This is a genomic window from Ralstonia mannitolilytica (assembly GCF_000954135.1).
Lineage (GTDB): Bacteria > Pseudomonadota > Gammaproteobacteria > Burkholderiales > Burkholderiaceae > Ralstonia > Ralstonia mannitolilytica.
On sequence record NZ_CP010799.1, the window covers coordinates 401,543 to 418,581 of the forward strand.

The 17,039-nt window shown below is 63.5% G+C and carries 20 protein-coding genes; 2 read left to right on the plus strand and 18 right to left on the minus strand.

Annotation, left to right across the window (positions count from 1 at the left end; translation table 11 throughout):
* The first annotated feature begins 9 nt into the window (after positions 1 to 9).
* Together sorB and TK49_RS01935 are read left to right on the plus strand one after the other, a co-directional pair.
* Entirely contained in the window at positions 10 to 678 is a 669-nt protein-coding gene (gene sorB, locus TK49_RS01930; RefSeq protein ID WP_221892517.1) for a SorB family sulfite dehydrogenase c-type cytochrome subunit, read from the plus strand.
* 125 nt (positions 679 to 803) lie between these two features.
* On the plus strand, positions 804 to 2,177 hold the full coding sequence (locus TK49_RS01935) for a putative bifunctional diguanylate cyclase/phosphodiesterase (protein WP_205624844.1): 1,374 nt from the start codon (positions 804 to 806) through the stop codon (positions 2,175 to 2,177).
* On the opposite strand, the gene TK49_RS01940 is transcribed toward TK49_RS01935, so the two are convergent.
* The 18 genes from TK49_RS01940 to TK49_RS02025 all read right to left on the minus strand — a co-directional run bounded on the left by TK49_RS01940 (position 2,135) and on the right by TK49_RS02025 (position 16,904).
* Entirely contained in the window at positions 2,135 to 3,406 is a 1,272-nt protein-coding gene (locus TK49_RS01940) for a site-specific DNA-methyltransferase (RefSeq protein ID WP_045785198.1), read from the minus strand. The two genes, TK49_RS01935 and TK49_RS01940, sit on opposite strands and share 43 nt — an antisense overlap.
* The gene (locus TK49_RS01945) at positions 3,403 to 4,815 is read right to left on the minus strand and encodes a site-specific DNA-methyltransferase (RefSeq protein WP_045785199.1); all 1,413 of its coding nucleotides are present in this window, start codon (positions 4,813 to 4,815) and stop codon (positions 3,403 to 3,405) included. The genes TK49_RS01940 and TK49_RS01945 overlap by 4 nt, the downstream gene beginning before the upstream one ends.
* Before the next feature lie 331 nt (positions 4,816 to 5,146).
* Positions 5,147 to 5,608 carry a DUF6362 family protein gene (locus TK49_RS01950; RefSeq protein ID WP_045785200.1) on the minus strand — a complete coding sequence of 154 codons (462 nt, stop codon included), beginning with the start codon at positions 5,606 to 5,608 and terminating at the stop codon, positions 5,147 to 5,149.
* The gene (locus TK49_RS01955; protein ID WP_045785201.1) at positions 5,601 to 5,810 is read right to left on the minus strand and encodes a hypothetical protein; all 210 of its coding nucleotides are present in this window, start codon (positions 5,808 to 5,810) and stop codon (positions 5,601 to 5,603) included. Before TK49_RS01955 ends, TK49_RS01950 begins: the two co-directional genes overlap by 8 nt.
* Position 5,811: 1 nt before the next feature.
* The gene (locus TK49_RS01960; RefSeq protein ID WP_045785202.1) at positions 5,812 to 6,288 is read right to left on the minus strand and encodes a crossover junction endodeoxyribonuclease RuvC; all 477 of its coding nucleotides are present in this window, start codon (positions 6,286 to 6,288) and stop codon (positions 5,812 to 5,814) included.
* Positions 6,289 to 6,429: 141 nt separating this feature from the next.
* Positions 6,430 to 8,730: a phage/plasmid primase, P4 family gene (locus TK49_RS01965; protein WP_045785203.1), complete on the minus strand. Its 2,301-nt coding sequence runs from the start codon at positions 8,728 to 8,730 to the stop codon at positions 6,430 to 6,432.
* Positions 8,727 to 8,981, minus strand: coding sequence for a hypothetical protein (locus tag TK49_RS01970; protein WP_012479843.1), 255 nt, complete (start codon positions 8,979 to 8,981; stop codon positions 8,727 to 8,729). The genes TK49_RS01965 and TK49_RS01970 overlap by 4 nt, the downstream gene beginning before the upstream one ends.
* The gene (locus TK49_RS01975) at positions 8,978 to 9,715 is read right to left on the minus strand and encodes a PD-(D/E)XK nuclease family protein (protein ID WP_045785204.1); all 738 of its coding nucleotides are present in this window, start codon (positions 9,713 to 9,715) and stop codon (positions 8,978 to 8,980) included. The genes TK49_RS01970 and TK49_RS01975 overlap by 4 nt, the downstream gene beginning before the upstream one ends.
* Positions 9,712 to 10,212: a DUF6511 domain-containing protein gene (locus TK49_RS01980; RefSeq protein WP_045785205.1), complete on the minus strand. Its 501-nt coding sequence runs from the start codon at positions 10,210 to 10,212 to the stop codon at positions 9,712 to 9,714. The genes TK49_RS01975 and TK49_RS01980 overlap by 4 nt, the downstream gene beginning before the upstream one ends.
* Before the next feature lie 9 nt (positions 10,213 to 10,221).
* Positions 10,222 to 10,869, minus strand: coding sequence for a hypothetical protein (locus tag TK49_RS01985; RefSeq protein WP_045785206.1), 648 nt, complete (start codon positions 10,867 to 10,869; stop codon positions 10,222 to 10,224).
* A 5-nt stretch (positions 10,870 to 10,874) separates the two neighbouring features.
* Complete coding sequence (locus TK49_RS01990) at positions 10,875 to 11,732, minus strand: ATP-binding protein (RefSeq protein WP_045785207.1); 858 nt, start codon at positions 11,730 to 11,732, stop codon at positions 10,875 to 10,877.
* Positions 11,732 to 12,493, minus strand: a complete 762-nt coding sequence (locus TK49_RS01995) for a BRO-N domain-containing protein (RefSeq protein ID WP_045787701.1) — start codon at positions 12,491 to 12,493, stop codon at positions 11,732 to 11,734. Before TK49_RS01995 ends, TK49_RS01990 begins: the two co-directional genes overlap by 1 nt.
* 5 nt (positions 12,494 to 12,498) lie before the next feature.
* Positions 12,499 to 12,975 carry a hypothetical protein gene (locus TK49_RS02000; RefSeq protein ID WP_045785208.1) on the minus strand — a complete coding sequence of 159 codons (477 nt, stop codon included), beginning with the start codon at positions 12,973 to 12,975 and terminating at the stop codon, positions 12,499 to 12,501.
* 11 nt (positions 12,976 to 12,986) lie between these two features.
* Positions 12,987 to 13,250, minus strand: a complete 264-nt coding sequence (locus tag TK49_RS02005) for a helix-turn-helix transcriptional regulator (RefSeq protein ID WP_045785209.1) — start codon at positions 13,248 to 13,250, stop codon at positions 12,987 to 12,989.
* Positions 13,251 to 13,344: 94 nt separating this feature from the next.
* Positions 13,345 to 14,274, minus strand: a complete 930-nt coding sequence (locus TK49_RS02010; protein ID WP_045785210.1) for a hypothetical protein — start codon at positions 14,272 to 14,274, stop codon at positions 13,345 to 13,347.
* Between the two features lie 13 nt (positions 14,275 to 14,287).
* Positions 14,288 to 15,712 carry a hypothetical protein gene (locus tag TK49_RS02015; protein WP_045785211.1) on the minus strand — a complete coding sequence of 475 codons (1,425 nt, stop codon included), beginning with the start codon at positions 15,710 to 15,712 and terminating at the stop codon, positions 14,288 to 14,290.
* Positions 15,713 to 15,809: 97 nt separating this feature from the next.
* Positions 15,810 to 16,625: a hypothetical protein gene (locus TK49_RS02020; RefSeq protein WP_045785212.1), complete on the minus strand. Its 816-nt coding sequence runs from the start codon at positions 16,623 to 16,625 to the stop codon at positions 15,810 to 15,812.
* On the minus strand, positions 16,626 to 16,904 hold the full coding sequence (locus tag TK49_RS02025) for a helix-turn-helix domain-containing protein (protein WP_045785213.1): 279 nt from the start codon (positions 16,902 to 16,904) through the stop codon (positions 16,626 to 16,628).
* Between the last annotated feature and the right edge of the window lie 135 nt (positions 16,905 to 17,039).

Consider the following 17,039-nt stretch of genomic DNA (forward strand, 5'->3'; position numbering starts at 1 on the left):
AGAACAGGCATGAGCACAAAACAACGTTACTGCCTGCGCGTTCTCGTGGGGATCATATCGGCGACGGCCGCGCTGCCTGCCGCTTTCGCGCTGGACATCACGCTGCCCGCTGAGACGGCCGCATACAAGCCCAGCGAGCTGCCGGGCTACCGGCTGGTGCAGCAGAACTGCATGACCTGTCATTCGGCGCAATATGTGCAGTACCAGCCGTCCACCTCCCCGCGCAGCTACTGGGAAGCCACGGTGAAGAAGATGAAACACCCGTTCGGTGCGCCCTTCTCCGACGAGGACATTCCGGCAATGGTCGACTACCTCGTCAAGACCTACGGCGCCGAGCAGACCACCGCTGCCACACCGGCACCCGCCATGGTGGCCGCCGCGCCGCCCCCGAAGACCGCTGCACCGGCAACCCCCACTACCGCTGCGTCGCTGCAGCCCGAAGCGCTGCTGAAGGCCAACAATTGCACCGCTTGTCACGCCGTCGAGCAGAAGGTCGTGGGCCCTGCGTTCAAGGAGGTCGCGGCGAAATACGCCGGCAAGGCCGATGCGCTGCAGCAGGTGGCCGCCAACATCCGCGCGGGCGGCGCCGGCAAGTGGGGCACGGTGCCGATGCCGCCGTACCCGGGACTGACGCCGGCCGAGCTGGATACGCTGGCGAAGTGGGTGCTGAGCCGCTGACGCCGGTCCGCGTTCCTCATCCCGCCGCCAGGCGTTCGCGCACGCGAGCCAGCCGCGCCGCGGCGTCATCGGCCACCTCGCGCACCTGTGGGTTGCCGCTCAACGCGACCATGGTTTGCGGATCGATGAACGCGACGGTGCTCAGCCCCGGCGTGTCCTCCCGCACCACCACGTTGCAGGGCCTGCCCAACCGGGCGTTGTTCCTGGATCGGCTCAAGCAAGCGCTGGCGAGCGCCCAGCGCCACGGACAGCGGGTGGCGCTTCTGTTTTTGGATCTCGACCGCTTCAAGGAGATCAACGACACCCAGGGGCACGCCATCGGCGACCGGGCGCTCATCGAGATCGCCCGGCGGTTTCAGGCCGCATTGCGAGAGGAGGAAACCCTGGCGCGCCTGGCAGGCGACGAGTTCGTCGTGATTGCAATGGGGGCCAACCAGTCGGCCGCGGCCCTCATCGCCGAACGTATCCAAAAAGCGCTCGCCGAACCTCTCGCAATCAATGGACGGTTTTTTGCGCTCAAGGCAAGTATCGGCATTGCTTTCTATCCAGAAGATGGACGCTCGGCCGAGGAGCTGCTCAAACACGCCGACATCGCCATGTACCGGGCCAAGGCCAGCGGCGGGGGCTATCGCTTCTACCGTTCGGAGATGGGTACGGATTTGGCGAGGAAGCTGGAAATCGTCCATCGCCTGGAAACCGCGCTTGCCGCCGGACGGTTGCAACTCCACTATCATCCCCAGGTGCATTTGCCCAGCGGCAAAATCGTAGGCGCCGAGGCACTGTCGAGATGGCATGATGCGGATTGGGGCATGGTTTCCCCAGCCGAATTCATCCCGATCGCGGAAGAACGGGGATTGATCGGTACATTGGGCGAATGGGCGCTCGCCGGGGCATGCCGCCAGGTGCGGCATTGGCAGGAACGAGGGTGTCCGCTGCCCGGAAGGGTCGCGGTGAATGTGGCCGCGAAACAATTTGAGGACGACGATTTCGTTGACCGGTGTCTTAGGATCGCTCGCGAATCCGGTGCAGCGTCTTCTGCAATCGAGCTCGAGCTGACCGAGTCGGGCATGATGCGCGACCCGGAACGTGCCGTGGAGGTCACGCGCGCCCTGACCTCGGCCGGGTTTGCGCTGTCCATCGATGATTTCGGCACCGGGTATTCCTCACTGGCTTACCTCAAGCGATTTCCCGTTCATAAACTGAAGATCGACATCTCGTTCGTGCGGGACATGCTGACCGATCGCAACGATCTCGCCATTGTGTCCGCCATCGTTGCCATGGCGAAGAGCCTCGGCCTCAAGACCCTGGCCGAAGGTGTGGAAGAGGCAGCGCAGGCGGAACACTTGCTGGCATTGGGTTGCGACGAAGCACAGGGGTATTACTTCGCCCGTCCGGAGCCGGCCGAGGTTTTCGCGCGCAGGTGGTTGCAAAGCGCATGTCCGAGTCATGATCTCGGTCAGGACGTGGATCGCCAAGAGCAAGGCCACCTCGGTACATAACGGCAGGCCAGGCCATCCGCCTCGCGGGTGGCTTGCTGGCCCGTCCAGTCCTGCCAGCGCCGCACGATCACGTCCGCATACTTCGGGTCGAGCTCGATCAGCCGCGCCACGCGCCCGGCCTTCTCGGCGGCGATCAAGGTCGTGCCCGAGCCGCCGAAGGGGTCGAGCACCACGTCGCCGGGACGACTCGAATTGCGGATCGCCCGCTCGACCAACTCCACCGGCTTCATGGTCGGGTGCAGGTCGTTCTTCTGCGGCTTCTTGATCTGCCACACGTCGCCCTGGTCGCGGTCGCCGCACCAGTGGCGCGTCGCGCCTTCGGGCCAGCCGTAGAGGATCGGCTCGTACTGGCGCTGGTAGTCCGAGCGGCCCAGCGTGAAGGTGTTCTTGGCCCAGATGATGAAGGTCGACCAGTGCCCGCCGGCGGCGCGGAAGGCCGCTTGCAGCGTGTCCAGTTCGCTGGAGGACATGGCGACGTAGATCGCGCCGCGGGTGTGCGCCATGATCAGCGCCAGCGCGTCGTAGAGGAAATCGTAGAAGCCTTCGCCCAGCGCATCGTTGAGGATGGGGCGGTGTTTGCCGCGCAGCTTGTCCTTCGCGCTGTTGGCGTAGTTCACGTTGTAGGGCGGATCGGTGAACACCATGTCCGCCCGCTCGCCGTCCGGAAACAGGCGCGCGTAGGCCTCGGCGGTGGTCGCGTCGCCGCAGACCAGGCGGTGCGGCCCGAGCCGCCAGACGTCGCCCGACCGAGACACCGGCTCTTCCGGCATCTCCGGGATGGCATCGTCCTCCGTCCGGCCCTCGATCTGTGGTTCCTCATCGGCCAGCAGTTCTGCCAGTGCATCGGCGTCGAATCCGGTGAGATCGAGATCGAAGCCATCGTCCTGCAGCGCCTCCAGTTCGATGCGCAGCAGGGCATCGTCCCAGGTCGCGAGTTCCGCGAGCCGGTTGTCCGCGAGCACCAGGGCGCGTCGCTGGGTCGGGCTCAGGTGATCCAGTACGACCACGGGCACGATTTCCAGCCCGAGTTTCTGCGCAGCGGCCAAGCGGCCATGCCCAGCGACGATGATGCCGTCACTGCCCGCAAGGATCGGATTGGTGAAGCCAAACTCGGCAATCGATGCAGCGATCTGCGCCACCTGATCATCCGAGTGCGTCCGCGCATTGCGGGCATAGGGCAGCAGTTTGGCTGTCGGCCACTGCTCGATCTTGTCGGCCAGCCAGTTCATGCCGCCACCTCCGTTTCGCGTTCAGTGGCGATCTCGTCGAAAGATTGGCCGGTGGCGATGAGCGTGACCGGCACGCCGGGGTGGTTTTGCTGAAAGCGCTTGATGGCCACGTCCACGTACTCCGGCGCAATCTCGACGCTGCGACAAATGCGGCCAGTGCGCTGCGCGGCCAGCATCGTCGTGCCACTGCCGCCGAACGGCTCGAACACGATGTCTCCGGCGTCGGTGTAGGACTCGATGGCGAACTCCGGCAACGCCACCGGGAAGACGGCGGGGTGATCAATGTCCTGACCGATCTTGCCCTTGTGGCGCATCACGCGAATCACTGAGTCGGGGATTCGGGTGTCCTGCGTCGGTTGACCCTTGTGCGTCCAGCCGCCGACCTCGCCATCCTTACCGCGCATCGCCGTGGACGACCCGTCAGCGCGCAGGTGCGATTCCTGGCCTGCGTGCTTGCAAGGCACGATCTTGTTGGGTTTGCGGGTGCTGCGATTGAAGTGGAAAACAAACTCGAAGCTGGGAGCCAATCGGCCCTGCCAGTCGCCGGGCATGCCTGGCCCCTGATCCCAGACGTACCACGCGAAGCGCCGCCACCCTAGCTGACGCATCCAGGACAGCCAGCCGTCCCAATAGGGGATGACTTCGTTGTCGCGGTGGATCAGCCCAAGATTGACCAGCACCTGTCCGTCGCCCGCCATCGGCAGATGTGCGAACACACCGCGCATCAGGACATCCCAATCGGCAATGCCGCCGGAGGTGTAGTCGCGCTGGTTGCCATAAGGCGGCGAGGTGAAGCAAAGCTGCGCGGTGTCACCCTGCATCAGCGTGGCGACCACGGCTGGGTCGGTGGCGTCGCCACAGATCAACCGGTGCGAGCCGATGGCCCAGACATCTCCCTCGCGCGACACCGCCACCACTGGCGTGTCAGGTACGTCATCGGTCGTATCGGGTTCATCGGCATCTACACCATCCTGCGCCGCCGGTTCACCTTCAGTCGACTGGGCATCTGCCAGCAGCACATCGATCTCGATGTTCTCGAAGCCGGTCAGCGCCAGTTCGAAACCCGCTTCGGAAAGCTCCGCCAGTTCGAGCGCCAACATCTCCTCATCCCAGCCAGCGTCAAGCGCCAGCCGGTTGTCGGCGATGACCAAGGCGCGCTTTTGCGCGGTGGTGAGATGGGCCAGTTCGATCACTGGCACCTGATCCAGCCCCAGCTTGCGTGCAGCAGCCAAACGACCATGGCCCGCGATGATGCCGTTGTCGCCATCAACCAGGACCGGGTTCGTCCAGCCATATTCGACGATGCTGGCGGCGATCTTGGTGACTTGCGCCTCGGAATGTGTGCGCGGGTTGCGGGCGTAGGGAATCAGCGCCTCGACCTTGCGGTACTCGACGTTGAGCGTATTCAAAGATGGTGTCCTGAAAATAGAAAACCCGCCGACGACAACCGTGGGCGGGTTTTTGGGGTTGGTGCGAACTGACGGGGTGCGAACTGCGAACCGTGCGAACCTTGGTTCGCACCCTGACGCTAAAAAAGCGCCGCGCTCGCGCCCCCCGCATTGGTTTTTGGCCAGGAAGGACCCGTTGATTTATGGGTTGCTCCCTCTGCCGTCACCTCTGTCCAGAAGATAGCTGAAATACTACCCCCGACCGGCCCGTTTTGTTGCAGGGTTGCAGGGCCTCGAAACGGACAAGCACGGCAAGGCGAGGACAAACACGGCAAGCATTACCCTAAATTGCTCACGTTTTTGGAACATCCCTCGTCAAGTCTCGCTGCGCGGAGCGTATTGACTGTGTGCGCACCGTGACATCGACGTGTGCTGCATTGAGGTGGTCGGCGACCGTCTGCAATGCCCGCTGCCAGTGCCGCCATGCCGTCGTGCGGTCGCAGGCGAAGCGGATCGTGATGTCCCGCCACCCGTAGCGCTTGGCCCGCATCCAGACCAAGTGCCTGTGTTCCTCCTCCAGCCATTGGACCCAGCGCATGACTTCCAGCATCCGTTCGATGGCAGCAGGGTCGGGAGGAAAGCGGTAGACCGTCGGTTCCGCGCCGAGGTTTTCCCAGGACATGCGTTTGATCGCAGGCCAGCAGTTGAAGTAGCCCTGCACCCGAACGGGTGGCAAACGGCGTGCAGTGCTGGCCGCCTCTTCGAAGCGGACGGCTACGTCCTCGATTGTCCACGCGTTGCGACGGTCAGCCATGGCGTCGTCCTCCCGCACCGTAGAGGCGCTCGCCGATCTGGCGCACCAGTTCACGCTCCATCCAGTCGAGACGGTCGTCGTCAGCGGAGACGACCAGGATGCGCTGGTCATGCCAGCCACGTTCCTTGATCGCATCCAGATCCGTGGCTTGAGGTTGCAGCCGCCCGAGGGGGCAGCGGTACTGCGGTGTGGGAACTTTCACGTCACACCTCCTGGCCGTCGTCGTGATGCTGGATCGCCCAGTGCAGCAGCGCCAGGGCATCGGCCTCGTTGTCGTCGACCGGCGCGTGCCCGCGTGCGGTGACGGAAGCGATCACATCGTCCTTGCCAGCGTTGCCCTTGCCCGTGGCGTGCTTCTTGATCGTGCCGACAGGCACGCCTTGGTACGGGATCTGGTGGTGCTCGCACCACGCCGTGAGCGTGGCAAGGAAACCGCCGTATGCGTGGGCAGCATCGGTCGAGACGTGGCGACGTACCTCCTCGAAGTGCAGGCAGTCGATGTCACTGGTGATGGCCTTCAGTTCGGTGAGCCAGCGTTTGAAGCGCAGGAAGCGCATTCCGCCGCCTTCGAAGCGCTGCGGTCGGAAGCTCTCGGAGCCGCTCGTGATGTGGCCGTCACTGCCGCGCAGTGCCCAGCCGGTGATGGTGCCCAGATCGAGGGCGAGGATGGTCGTGGTCATGGTGTCAGTCCTTATCCGGTGCGGATCTGACGCAGCTGACACTTCGTGACGAAACTCTCCATGAGGCGCGCGCACACGCGCACGCGTAGGAGTTACGACAAACTGCGTCAGCTGCGTCAGACCGCGTGGTTTTCATGGGGGTCAGTCGTCCGCGTAGGGGGTGTAGGCAGGGGTCGGCGGGTGCTTGAGGCCAATGCCCTGGAACCCGCGCACGCCCATCCCGTTGCGCCATTTGTCCAACCCGCGCGTGATGAGCAGATCGGAGAAGCGGCGTTGTGCGCCGACAAACTCGCCAGAGGCTTCAGCCCACAGCTTCCAGTCGTTGAACAGCTCGGCGGTCAGCGACTTGGCGTTGGGCTCGCGCACGCAGCGCTCATCGAGCCAGCGGCCCAGGGCGTCCTCGGCTTCGAAATACTCCTCCGTCGCGTCCACCACGCGCTGCGGTGGAGAGAGTCGTCCGTGGCGCTGCCAGTCGAGACAGCCCTGCACGGCCCACGCGAGGATGCCGTCACGTTCGGCCAGGAGCTTCTGTTGCAGGTTCTTGTCGCGGCGCTCGGGCGGCACGGTGATCGTGAAAGGGATCAGGTGCAGCCTGCGTTTCATCGCCTCGTCGATATTGCGAATGGCGGGCTTGTGGTTGCCCGCCACGAACAACTTGAACTGCGGGAAGAACTCGAAGAAGTCCTGGCGCATGAAGCGCGCCGAGATCTTGTCGCCACCGGTGAGGTTCTTGAGCTTCGACTCGGCCCAGCGCTTTCCCTGTTCAGTTTCGATGGCCGCCACGAAGCGCGCGCCGCGCAGTCCCGCCATATCGGTCGGGTGCCGGTCGGTGCGCGTTTCCATGAAGGTGTCCATCGGCGCATTGGTCGCGTAATCACCCAGGATGGTGGCCAGCGTGTTGACGAACACCGACTTGCCGTTCGCACCTGTGCCGTACAGGAAAAACAGCGCGTGCTCTTGCGTCGATCCGGTCAGCGCGTAGCCGACCATCCGTTGCAGATAGGAATGCAGTTCCTTGTCACCGCCCGTGACCTCGTCGATGAACTGCCTCCAGGTCGGGCAGTCGCCGCTGGGCGTGGCTGTGGTGATCTTGGTCATCCGATCGGCGCGCTCGTGCGGGCGCATCCGGCCTGTCTTGAGATCGACCACGCCGCCTGGCGTGTTGAGCAGCCACGGATCTGCATCCCATTCGTCGGTGGTGGCCGCGTGCCTGCGGTCAGCACGCGCCAGGCGTTCCACACCGCCGACCGTTCCTGCGCTGGCCAATTTGGCAGCGACCTTGGGGTTGTCGGCGCGTACAGCCGTCTGGCGGCAGACGCTGCGGATCAAGTCCGTGGCCGCCAACGTGTCCTCGGTGCGCCAGCGTTGCCCGTCCCACACCAGCCACTTTCCCCAGCCAGCCACGTAGCGCCAGTCGCGGTGGTAGCGGCGCGTGAAGGACAGCGCCAGCGCGTCCTCCGTGCCCCAGACGGATTCGTCGCTGCTGACCACCGGATCAACGTCATCGGCGACGTCGTGCATCTGCAAACGTGGGCCGTGGGTGAGGAAGGTGGCGACATCGAAGCCCTCGGCGATGGCGTCGGCCACGTCCCAGCCCTCGGCGGCTTCCTCGGGCGGGTACAGGATGTGGCAGGATTTGGCTCCCGCCGACAGGATGGCCTGTGCCGCCTGCGTGGCGTACTCCCAGCCCGGCTTGTCACGGTCGGGCCAGATCAGCACGGCCTTGCCGGCCAACGGCGACCAGTCGGTCTTTTCTACCGGAGCGTTCGCGCCGTGCATCGCCGTGGTGGCCACGATGCCCGCGTCGATCAGGGCCTGCGCGCACTTCTCGCCTTCGACCAGTACCACCTGCGCGGCACTGGTCATCCCTGGCTGGTTGTAGAGCGGACGCGGGTCGGGCGGTGCCATCTTGCGCCGCTTGGCATCCCAGGGCCGGAACTGCTTCCTCTGCCCGGGCGGGTCGTAGCGGTAGACAACGGCGATGAGATGGCCTTGGGCGTCGAGGTAGTCCCACTTGGCGGTGGCGGGGCCGAGTTCGTCGACCGGCACGTCCTTCTTGCTGGCCTTGCGTACTGGTGCGGAGCGCGAGCGTCCGAGCAGATCGGCAGCGGCATCAAGCACGCGGGGAAAGTCGCGGGTCACATCGATGCCGAAGTGATTGCCGATCAGCGCGTACACATCGCCGCCGGAGTTGTCGGCACGATCCGTCCATAGGCCTGCCTTTTCGCCCTCAAGCACCACCTCAAGGCTGTCGCCAGGGCTACCCAGCACATCACCGATCAGGAACTTGCCCCGGCGCTTCTTGCCTGCCGGGAACAGAGTGAACAGCACGGACTCGAGGCACGCCAGCAAATCGGCGCGCAGTGCTTCGCGTTCGGCGTCGCTGAGGGTGCGGCGGTTGTTCTCGGGCGGTGGCGCAATGTCGTTGAAGTCGAGTGTCATTCGACCTCCTCGGCGGCAGCATCCACCTCGTATTCAGTACGGCCTTGGACTGCGGCACTGCGAGCTGCCCACGCAGAAAGCTCGGACAGCCGATAGCGCACCAGACCACCCATCAGGTAATGCGGGATGCGGTACTTGCTGCGCATCGCGTGGTCGGCAAACCAGTAGTACGGCAGGCGCAGCGCGGCCGCTGCCTGCTTGGCGTCGATCATCGGCTCGACGCTTTGGGCCGGTGTTGAGTGATCGGTCATGCTTGCGTCCTCCAGCAGCGGTCTTGCCATGCACACATCCGACATTCGAAGTGGGTCGGGTCATGGAAGCCACGTGGCAGCAGTTCGCCTGCTTCCGTGGCTGAGATGACCTTCACCGCACGATCCGACATGCGCTGGGCAAGGGCTGCATCAAAGGGCACGAGCTCGGTGTAGATCTCCATCGTGTCGGCGTTGAGCGCCGTGAAGATCGCCGGGTGCTCGTGCAGTTCGAGATAGGCTTGGTAGATCGCCACTTGCGCGGCGTAGATGGGCTTGGAGATCGCCAAGCCCTTTCTCTCCAGATCGCTCCAGGACTTGTTGCCCAGGCATTTGCATTCCCACAGTCCGGGATAGGCAAAGCCCTCAGGGCCACCCACGATGACGCCGTCAATGTGGCCCTGCAGGCGACCGTCTGCCACCGAGAAACCGAACTGCTCGCCGTCAGGCTTGCGGGTGCGCAAGTCAAAGCCTGCCTCCCGCAGCCACGCGACCATGCAGTCCTCCATGACATGGCCACGCTCGAAGATGCGCAGCATCCGGCCCGGGGTGTCCCGCCCGTGGTCGATGGGAGCCTTGGCGTACTCGAATTGCAGGGCGCGCTCGCAGGCCACCCCGAGGCGCGAGGCCCCGAGGTACTGGCGCTCGGATTGACGGGCTCGGGCCTGTTGCAACCCGGCGTCGACCAGGGCGGTGACCTGGCCCGCGATGCTTGATGAGGAATTGAAGTCCATCATGGCTTCTTCCCCTTCGGTTCATCCCAAGGCAGGTCATCCTCCAGATCCGCGAACGGATTGGCGGCATCGGGTGCCAGCGGATCGGGCGTGGGCGGCAAGCCCCGCACGGGCGGGAACTTGGTGACCTCGTGGTGCGCGACCATCGCCTCCGACCAGCAAGTGACGATGGCATCGATCACCCGCAGCGCTTCGGCCTCGGAGTAGTCGCCCAGAGGCTTGGTAAAACCGATCTCGCCCGCCGCCTCGCCGAAGGACTTGAGGCATTGGCGCATGGCGGCCAGTTCGACTTCAGACGGATCGATCATGGCGACCTCCGTCTTGCCGATGTAGCCATCCTTGGCCTGTTGCCAGTTGCCGTACAGCGCGTGGAACGCGTCCTGGCAGCGACGGGAACAGAACACCCAGTCGAGCACGTAGCGGCGCGCATCGCCGGTCTTGAATCGACCGTCCGTGTGGCCGTAGCCGCGTGCTTGTCGTTTGCAGACCCAGCATTTCATCGGCCTCCCTCACTGCGCCCACGACGGTTTGCCCGTCACGGGTGCGCGTTGGACAGGCGCTGCCTGATACGCGGGTGCCGCTGGCTGTGCCGGAGCACCGGAAGTGCCCCCACCCGTGGACTTGGGCGGCACGCCCATCAACTTGGCGTAGTCGGGGTGATCGGGTTCGACCGCGACCTTGACCACGTTGCGGTCCTGGCCCTTGCCATCCTTCTCGATGTCGACGCGGGCGAGGAACTCCAGGCCATCCAGTTCGTGGAAGCCCTGAATGCGGCGCGCGGCGGCGGCCTGGGGACTGTTGTCCTGCGGGTGGACGTTGCGGGCGCTGTTGAGCGCGGCGCGAATGAAGCTGCGCCCCATCTGACCCCAGGTCGGCCCCTTCTGCGAATGCAGGCCGATGTTCGACCACATCTTGCGTTTGGCGTGGTCGCCAGCGGTGACCACGAACTCGGCGGCCAGATAGATCGAACCGGTGTCGAAGGACTCGGTGGCGTAACCGCCGCCCCAGCCTTGGCTGGGATCGTCATAACCACCGGGCTTGAGGGTCATGCGCACAGGGACAACGGTGCCCTTGGGGATCAGGTCAAAGCCGGATTGCTGTGATTCGGCGTCGTTGAAGTCGTTCCAGTTGTTGCTGGTGGTGGATTGCTGGGTCATGGCGATTACTCCTGAGATTCGTGGGATTGGGTGGTGGCAGTGCGAACGGGCGTGGCGGACTCACCCGCGCACTTGGCGATCAGTGCGCGCAAGTTGGGCGGCTCGAGCGGATCGAGGCGACCGCTGCGGTCTTTGGCGGGGAAGCCGTAGGGATTGACGGTGTGCGTGACGAAGGCGCGGTATGTGCTACCACTGCCGTCTGCTTCCTGGGCCTTGATCTCGGCCAGCGTCACAACCTCGTCGACGATGCCGGGCAGCTCCAGTGCGGTCTTGCTGCCTTCGATCTGCGGCACGAACACCTTGCGGTTGTAGTCATCGAGCCGCTCGTCGAGGATGGCCACGAACACCACGTTCTTGCCGCGTGCGTGCTGCAGATGAGTCAGTGCGCCGATCATTTCCTGGCCAAGCAGGCCATATGCGGCGCGCAGATCGGGTTTGCCGGTACGGTCGCTGACCGCGCCGGGTTGCGTCTTGCACCACGCGAAGCACTGGCGCGACAGCTGCGTGATCGAGTCGAGGAAGAAGGTCTGGTAGCGGCCCAGTTGCGCCGGGTCACCGAACTTCTCGACGACGTGATCGAAGTGCGCCTGCGAAAACGCCGACTCCGGCGGCAGCGATTTGTCCGGGCCCGCGAGAAACACGAAGAAGTCGCGGCTCTCCGGCCAGGATGCCGGACGGATGGTGTCGCCGGGCCAGTCGGCCACCGCCAAGTCACCAGCCTCTATGTCGAGGAACAGCGTGGTGGCCGGGTCAAGATCCTTGAGCCGGGTGGTCTTGCCAATGCCGGATTTACCGAGCATCAGCAGCTTCACGCCCTTGCGTTCGGCCATGCGCTGCTGCGCGGAGATGATGGGAAGACTCATCACGCGGCCTCCTTCAGCTCATCGGCGACGGCGGGATTCCAGAGGATCTGGTAGCCACTGTGGCCATTGCGCGAGTACGGCATGGCCTCGCCCCATGCTTCACCCGCCTCGGTCAGTTCCCATTCGTCACGGTCGTTCCGGAACTGCAGGCCAGCCGCTGCCAGCATCTGGTTCGTGGCTTTGGCCGAGCGGTTGAGCAGCTTGCCGAGCTGGGTGGCGTTGAGCGCGCAGATCGGTTCGTTGGCCGACGGCAGCGCGCGGCGCAGCACCTCGGTGGTGATGCCCGTGTTCTCCTGAATGCAGGTGAGCGTTGCCGCCGCTGCGATGCCCGGCTTGACGCCCGGCACCTTCGCCACAGCCTCGCCGATCAGCAGAATCGCGGATACACGGTCATGGGTCGGTGCAGGCAAGGCCCCCAGCGCAGCGGGAGCGGTATAGCTGCCGGTCTTGCGGATCGCGGGCAATACCTCGTGGGTGACCCAGCGCTTGAAGCGCTTGGCGGCATCCTTGGTGCTGCCGAGGATCAGGGCGTAGAGGCCCGACTCGTTGACGTGGTTGGCGCGCTGGGTGCGTCCAAGGTTGTCGATGACGTCGCGTTTTGCGACATCATCCGAATCGACGTGTTTGGCGAGAGCATCGCGCGGATTCGACAGTTCCAAAGCTGCGCAGACGTCGGCGGCGTTGAACCACGGCTGGCCCGCGTCGTCGACCTGAACGCGCACAGCGTGCGCTTCAAACTGGAAGGGAATGATTGCACTCATGGCCATTACTCCGAATCAAGGGAAAGAGTGAAAGACGGCTTGCCGGAATCCACGGTGCGAGCGGCAGCGAACTGCTGCTGCAAGGCAGGCGGCCAGTTCGTGAAGCGGGATTCGGAGACGGACAACTTGATGTCGAGGTAGCCCTCGACCTTCTCGCCTGACGCCACGATGCGTTCGGCGATTTCGGTCAATTGCTGCTGGTTCCAGCTGACCTTCTTGGGCAACTCGAACTTGAGCCGCAGCGGGCCATCGCTGATGTGGGCGGTGCCGAAATCGCGGCCGGATTCACGCAGCGCGGCGCGGGCCTGCTCGCCGTAGCACTGATCCAGCGCCGCGTCGAACTTGGTGCGGGCCTTCTTGAGCCAGTCGATAGCCGCGTCGAGGTTCTTGTCGATCTCGCGCTTCTGCTCGGGCGGCAGTGCAGCCAGTTGGCTGACGGACATCTCGGCGATGTCGGCGGGGAAGATGGTTAGATCGCTCATGGCCGTCCTCCTCACTGATACGCACGAGTGAAGCTGGAGTAACGCGAGACGCGCCGCTCAAAGGCTTCGATTTCGTGCAGGAGGTAGGTGACCCGGCGGCCGAGCTTGCAGTAGATCGGTCCGAGCTGTTCCTGACGCCAGCGGCGCAGGGTCTTGACGGAGAGCCCCCAGCGGATGGCGAGCTCGTTTTCGTCGAGGGCGATGCACACGGCACTGCCGGGGTTGGGTCGGAAGGAATCCCGACCTGTTTGGGTTGCTGGAACTTGGGTTTGCATTTCGATGTGCCTCCTAGATGAAATGGGCACATCGAAGTCTCCGCATGGAACTACGGACTGAATCCGGATCGGGCTCCGGAAAAAACTACGACTTCTACTGGCGGCGCACTTGGTAGTAGCCGCCAGACTTCACGAGAACGAGGAAGTCCTCTCTTGTTTCCTTGTCACCAAAGGCCTCATCAAATGACCGGGCAGCAGAGTGAACTTGCGTCTTGACGTCTGCCCACTTCATGGCCGGAGGTGTCTTGCCTTCCACGCCCCACATCACTTTCAGAATTGCTGCGCGCGTATCACTCACCAATCGTGATGAAGCAAAGTGAGGCAATTTCACGCGGGTGCCCTGCAGGTACTGCAATGGCTCGGACTCACCGCTAGGCGTGACGTAGCCGCGCAGCACGCGGTCGAATGCGCTTGCATCGAAAACATCCTGCCCATCGTCCAGGCGAACGAACTCATCGAGCGCCCGGATCACATGATCACGGGGCAGATCTGCCTGAACTTGGCGGGCCTGCAAAATCACACCGCCGCGTGACCATGCAGGATCAGCCAGAACAGAAGATGTATTGACGGCTTGCGCACGTGCCCACGCGCGCCCAACAAACACCGGGGCAAAATCATGCGTCCCGGCGACGCGCAGGTCGCCGAGATGCCAGAGATGCTGTGGCGTGAGGCATGGGCGGCTGGCACGTCGCCGATCTTCGATGCCTACCATGCGTGCCAGATCGGTCAGCCATCGTTCGATCTGGATACCGCACAGTGCGATCTCGTTCAAGGGCTGCACCACAGTGCGCCCATCCAGCGGACTGCGATAGCGGTAGCAGCCCGCATCGGGATCGGCCTCGATCTCGACCTCGCATTCAGAGTCGAGGAACGGGGCCATGACATGCGTGAGATGACCCTCGTCGGTGATCCAGCCCCGCTGCAGGAGCTGAGAACGGTCACGTCCGAACGTTGTGGCCAGCACTGGTGTATCCAGGCTCGACAGCCTGTCGATGGCGGTGAAGAAGCGTAGATGCAATGACATCGTCGACGCTCCCTCAGAATTCGCTCAAGACGCCGAGGCGAATCAACTGCTCCAGTACGCGCTTGCGGTCGTCCTCGGTCTTACTCTTGTCGTTCAGGCCGTTGGGGGCTGTGATCTGGACGGCGACGTTGTGCGCCTTGCGGTGGGGCTGTGTCGCCATGCGCATCACCAGCTTCACCTGTACCAGTGCGTACTGGCTCAGATCTTCGGCGCTGTAATCCTCGTAGGCGACCTGATAGACGTTGCGGCTGTCACGCCGATCGCGGGTGATCTCCATCTTGCTCGCCAGCTGCCGAGCGACGGTCTTGCCGCCAAGCTCGAGCAACTGTTCAAAGGGCTTGGCCACCTTGATCTGAAGAATGTCGATGCGCTCGATGTCCGCGATGCGATCCTGCTCCAGCCGCTTGAGCATGGCCGAGGTCGAGAACCCGAGCAGATCGAATTGACGCATCGGCATGTCGTCAATCGCGCCCTCGTGCGCCAGCGCCACGTCGCGGAAGATGGTGGCAAGCTCCCGGCGCTTTTCCCGGTCTTCGCAGAACACTGTCAGCGCCCCGGTTGCCGGTTCCCAGGAAAAGCGTGCCGACATGGCAGCTGGTTCCTCGTGGTCGACCACTTGGCCGTCTTCCACCTGCCGGTAATGCGCCGTAGAACCATTGAAGGTTGCGCACAGCGTGTGCAGCTGTGTCAGCGGCTCGTCGTCGGCATCTTCATCGTCATCGCGCTGTGCGTGGGACAAGCCGCACCGCACAAACTGCTCGATCAGGATTTGCTCTTTCGGCACATGCGGGAACAGCTCTGCAATCCGTGTGCGAAGTGCTTCCTGGATGTCATCGCCATTTTTCGGCTCCACGCCCTTGGGGCCAAGGTAGTGGCTGGAGAAGTGCTCGCTTTTCCACTGGCGGTGCATCACCTGTTCGTGCTCCGCGTGATCGAAGCGCGCTTCGCGGCGTGCTCCAGCCTCGGGAAACTCCTGCAGGAGATAGAGGTGCAATGCGCGGCTATGGCGGTCGCTGGGCATTGCGAGCACGGTGGCATCGTCTTCGCGCCTGGCGTCGAGCACCGCCTGAACAGCCTGAGCGCCGTAGTCATCGCTGAGCAGGATCACTCGTTCGACGGCATCCTCGAGGCGCAGGCGGATGGCAGCATCCAGTTTGGCCACGCAGTGGAAAAATGCCTGACGGGATTCGACCGGCAGTTTTCCTTTCGAGGCATCGGCCAATGCCTGAAGTTCCGGCAACGCATCGCCGCTGGCCAGTTCAAGCAGGCGCACCACCAGCGCCGGACGCTTGACCTTGCGCAGCAGATCGACGAAATGCTCCATTCCGGGCAGGATGGCAGGGCCATCATCTGACCGTTGCTCGCGCGCCCGCTTCGGTGACGACTTCGGGTTGACCGCTTTCTCCTGCTGGGCGGTGGTGGTGTGACCGGTAGGCATAGGCAGACTCCTTCGTAAAGTGCGCGATTGCGCGAGTTGTTAACTGCGAGATTCAAAAAATGCCGACGCAGGGTCGGCGTGGCGGGGGTGGCAAGGGTCAGCGCACGGCGGCCTCCGCTCGGATCAGGCCGTAGCGTTGCAGACGTACCTGAACAAATCGAGGATTAACGCCAAAGCGCGCGGCGAGCGCTTTCTCGAAAAACTCCAGATCGTTTGCGCCGACGGGCGAGAAATACAAACTGGTACCGGGAATCTCTGGATCGAGAGACGGGCCACGGTGCAGCGCAATGCTGAACAGCGGGGCAAGCTCTTCGACTGCCAGGCTCAAGTGCTGGCGCGGCACCAGTAGCGATCCCATGAACTCGTTGGCGCGCAACTCGGCGAAATGAACCTCCGTGGCCAGTACGGCCTGTGCGGGTGTAACGGGTGATTTCGCCAAATGTTCACTGTCCGGCGTGGTTGTGCGGTAGGCACGCTGCACGGCTGGCTCCAAGGCGTCGAACAACCCTGGCCCTTTGCTGCCCTCGACGATCCAGCCCGGCGCATCGAACACTGCGTGCCCCAACTCGTGCGCAAGCGTGCTTAGAGCCAGCAGTTCGCTTAGTTTTTCGCCGACAGGAGAAACGCACACCATCGCGGTGTCTGGAACGCCGGGGTCGTACTCGCAGATCCCAAAGACGTGGTTGCCATCGTCGTCGTGCACCTCGCAATCCGTGCTGACTTCAACCGAGAAGTCGATGCCGTTGATCTTCAAGCGGTTGATTTCGCGCAACGCGTCGAAGGGAATGGCGTCGAGCCCGGAGCCAACCAGTTGTTGGCGGGCCAGCGCAGCAATGCCTTCAATCTCGATGTGTTTGACGTACTTGGGGCGCTTGCGGTCGCAATGCCGGTAGTCGAGAGTCAGAACCGGCATTCACTTCTTCTCCGTTACTTCACGACGGTACATCCGCACCACGCTGGCCACGTCCTCGCGCATGTCGGGCGGCAGACGGCTGGCCTCCACGAAGGCGTCGTCGGGGTCGATGCCCAGAATCTCGGCTGCCTTGCGGATCAGCTCGTCCTTGGGCGGCTTTTCCATGTCGCGCTCAATGCGTGACCAGTAAGCAGGCGATATCTCGAGCTGACGCGCGAACTCGTTCATCTGAATCTGCTTCTCTTCGCGCATTTTGCGAATGAAGGCTCCGAAAGGCATGGGTGTTTCCTAGTTGCGTGATTGGTTAATTGTGTGAGCGTACTGCGGGTCTTGCGGCCTGTCAACTGTTTAGTTAACGCGAAAATTTCGTCGCCGATTACCCGGAATTGCCATCCGCTTCGGAGCATCACGCAC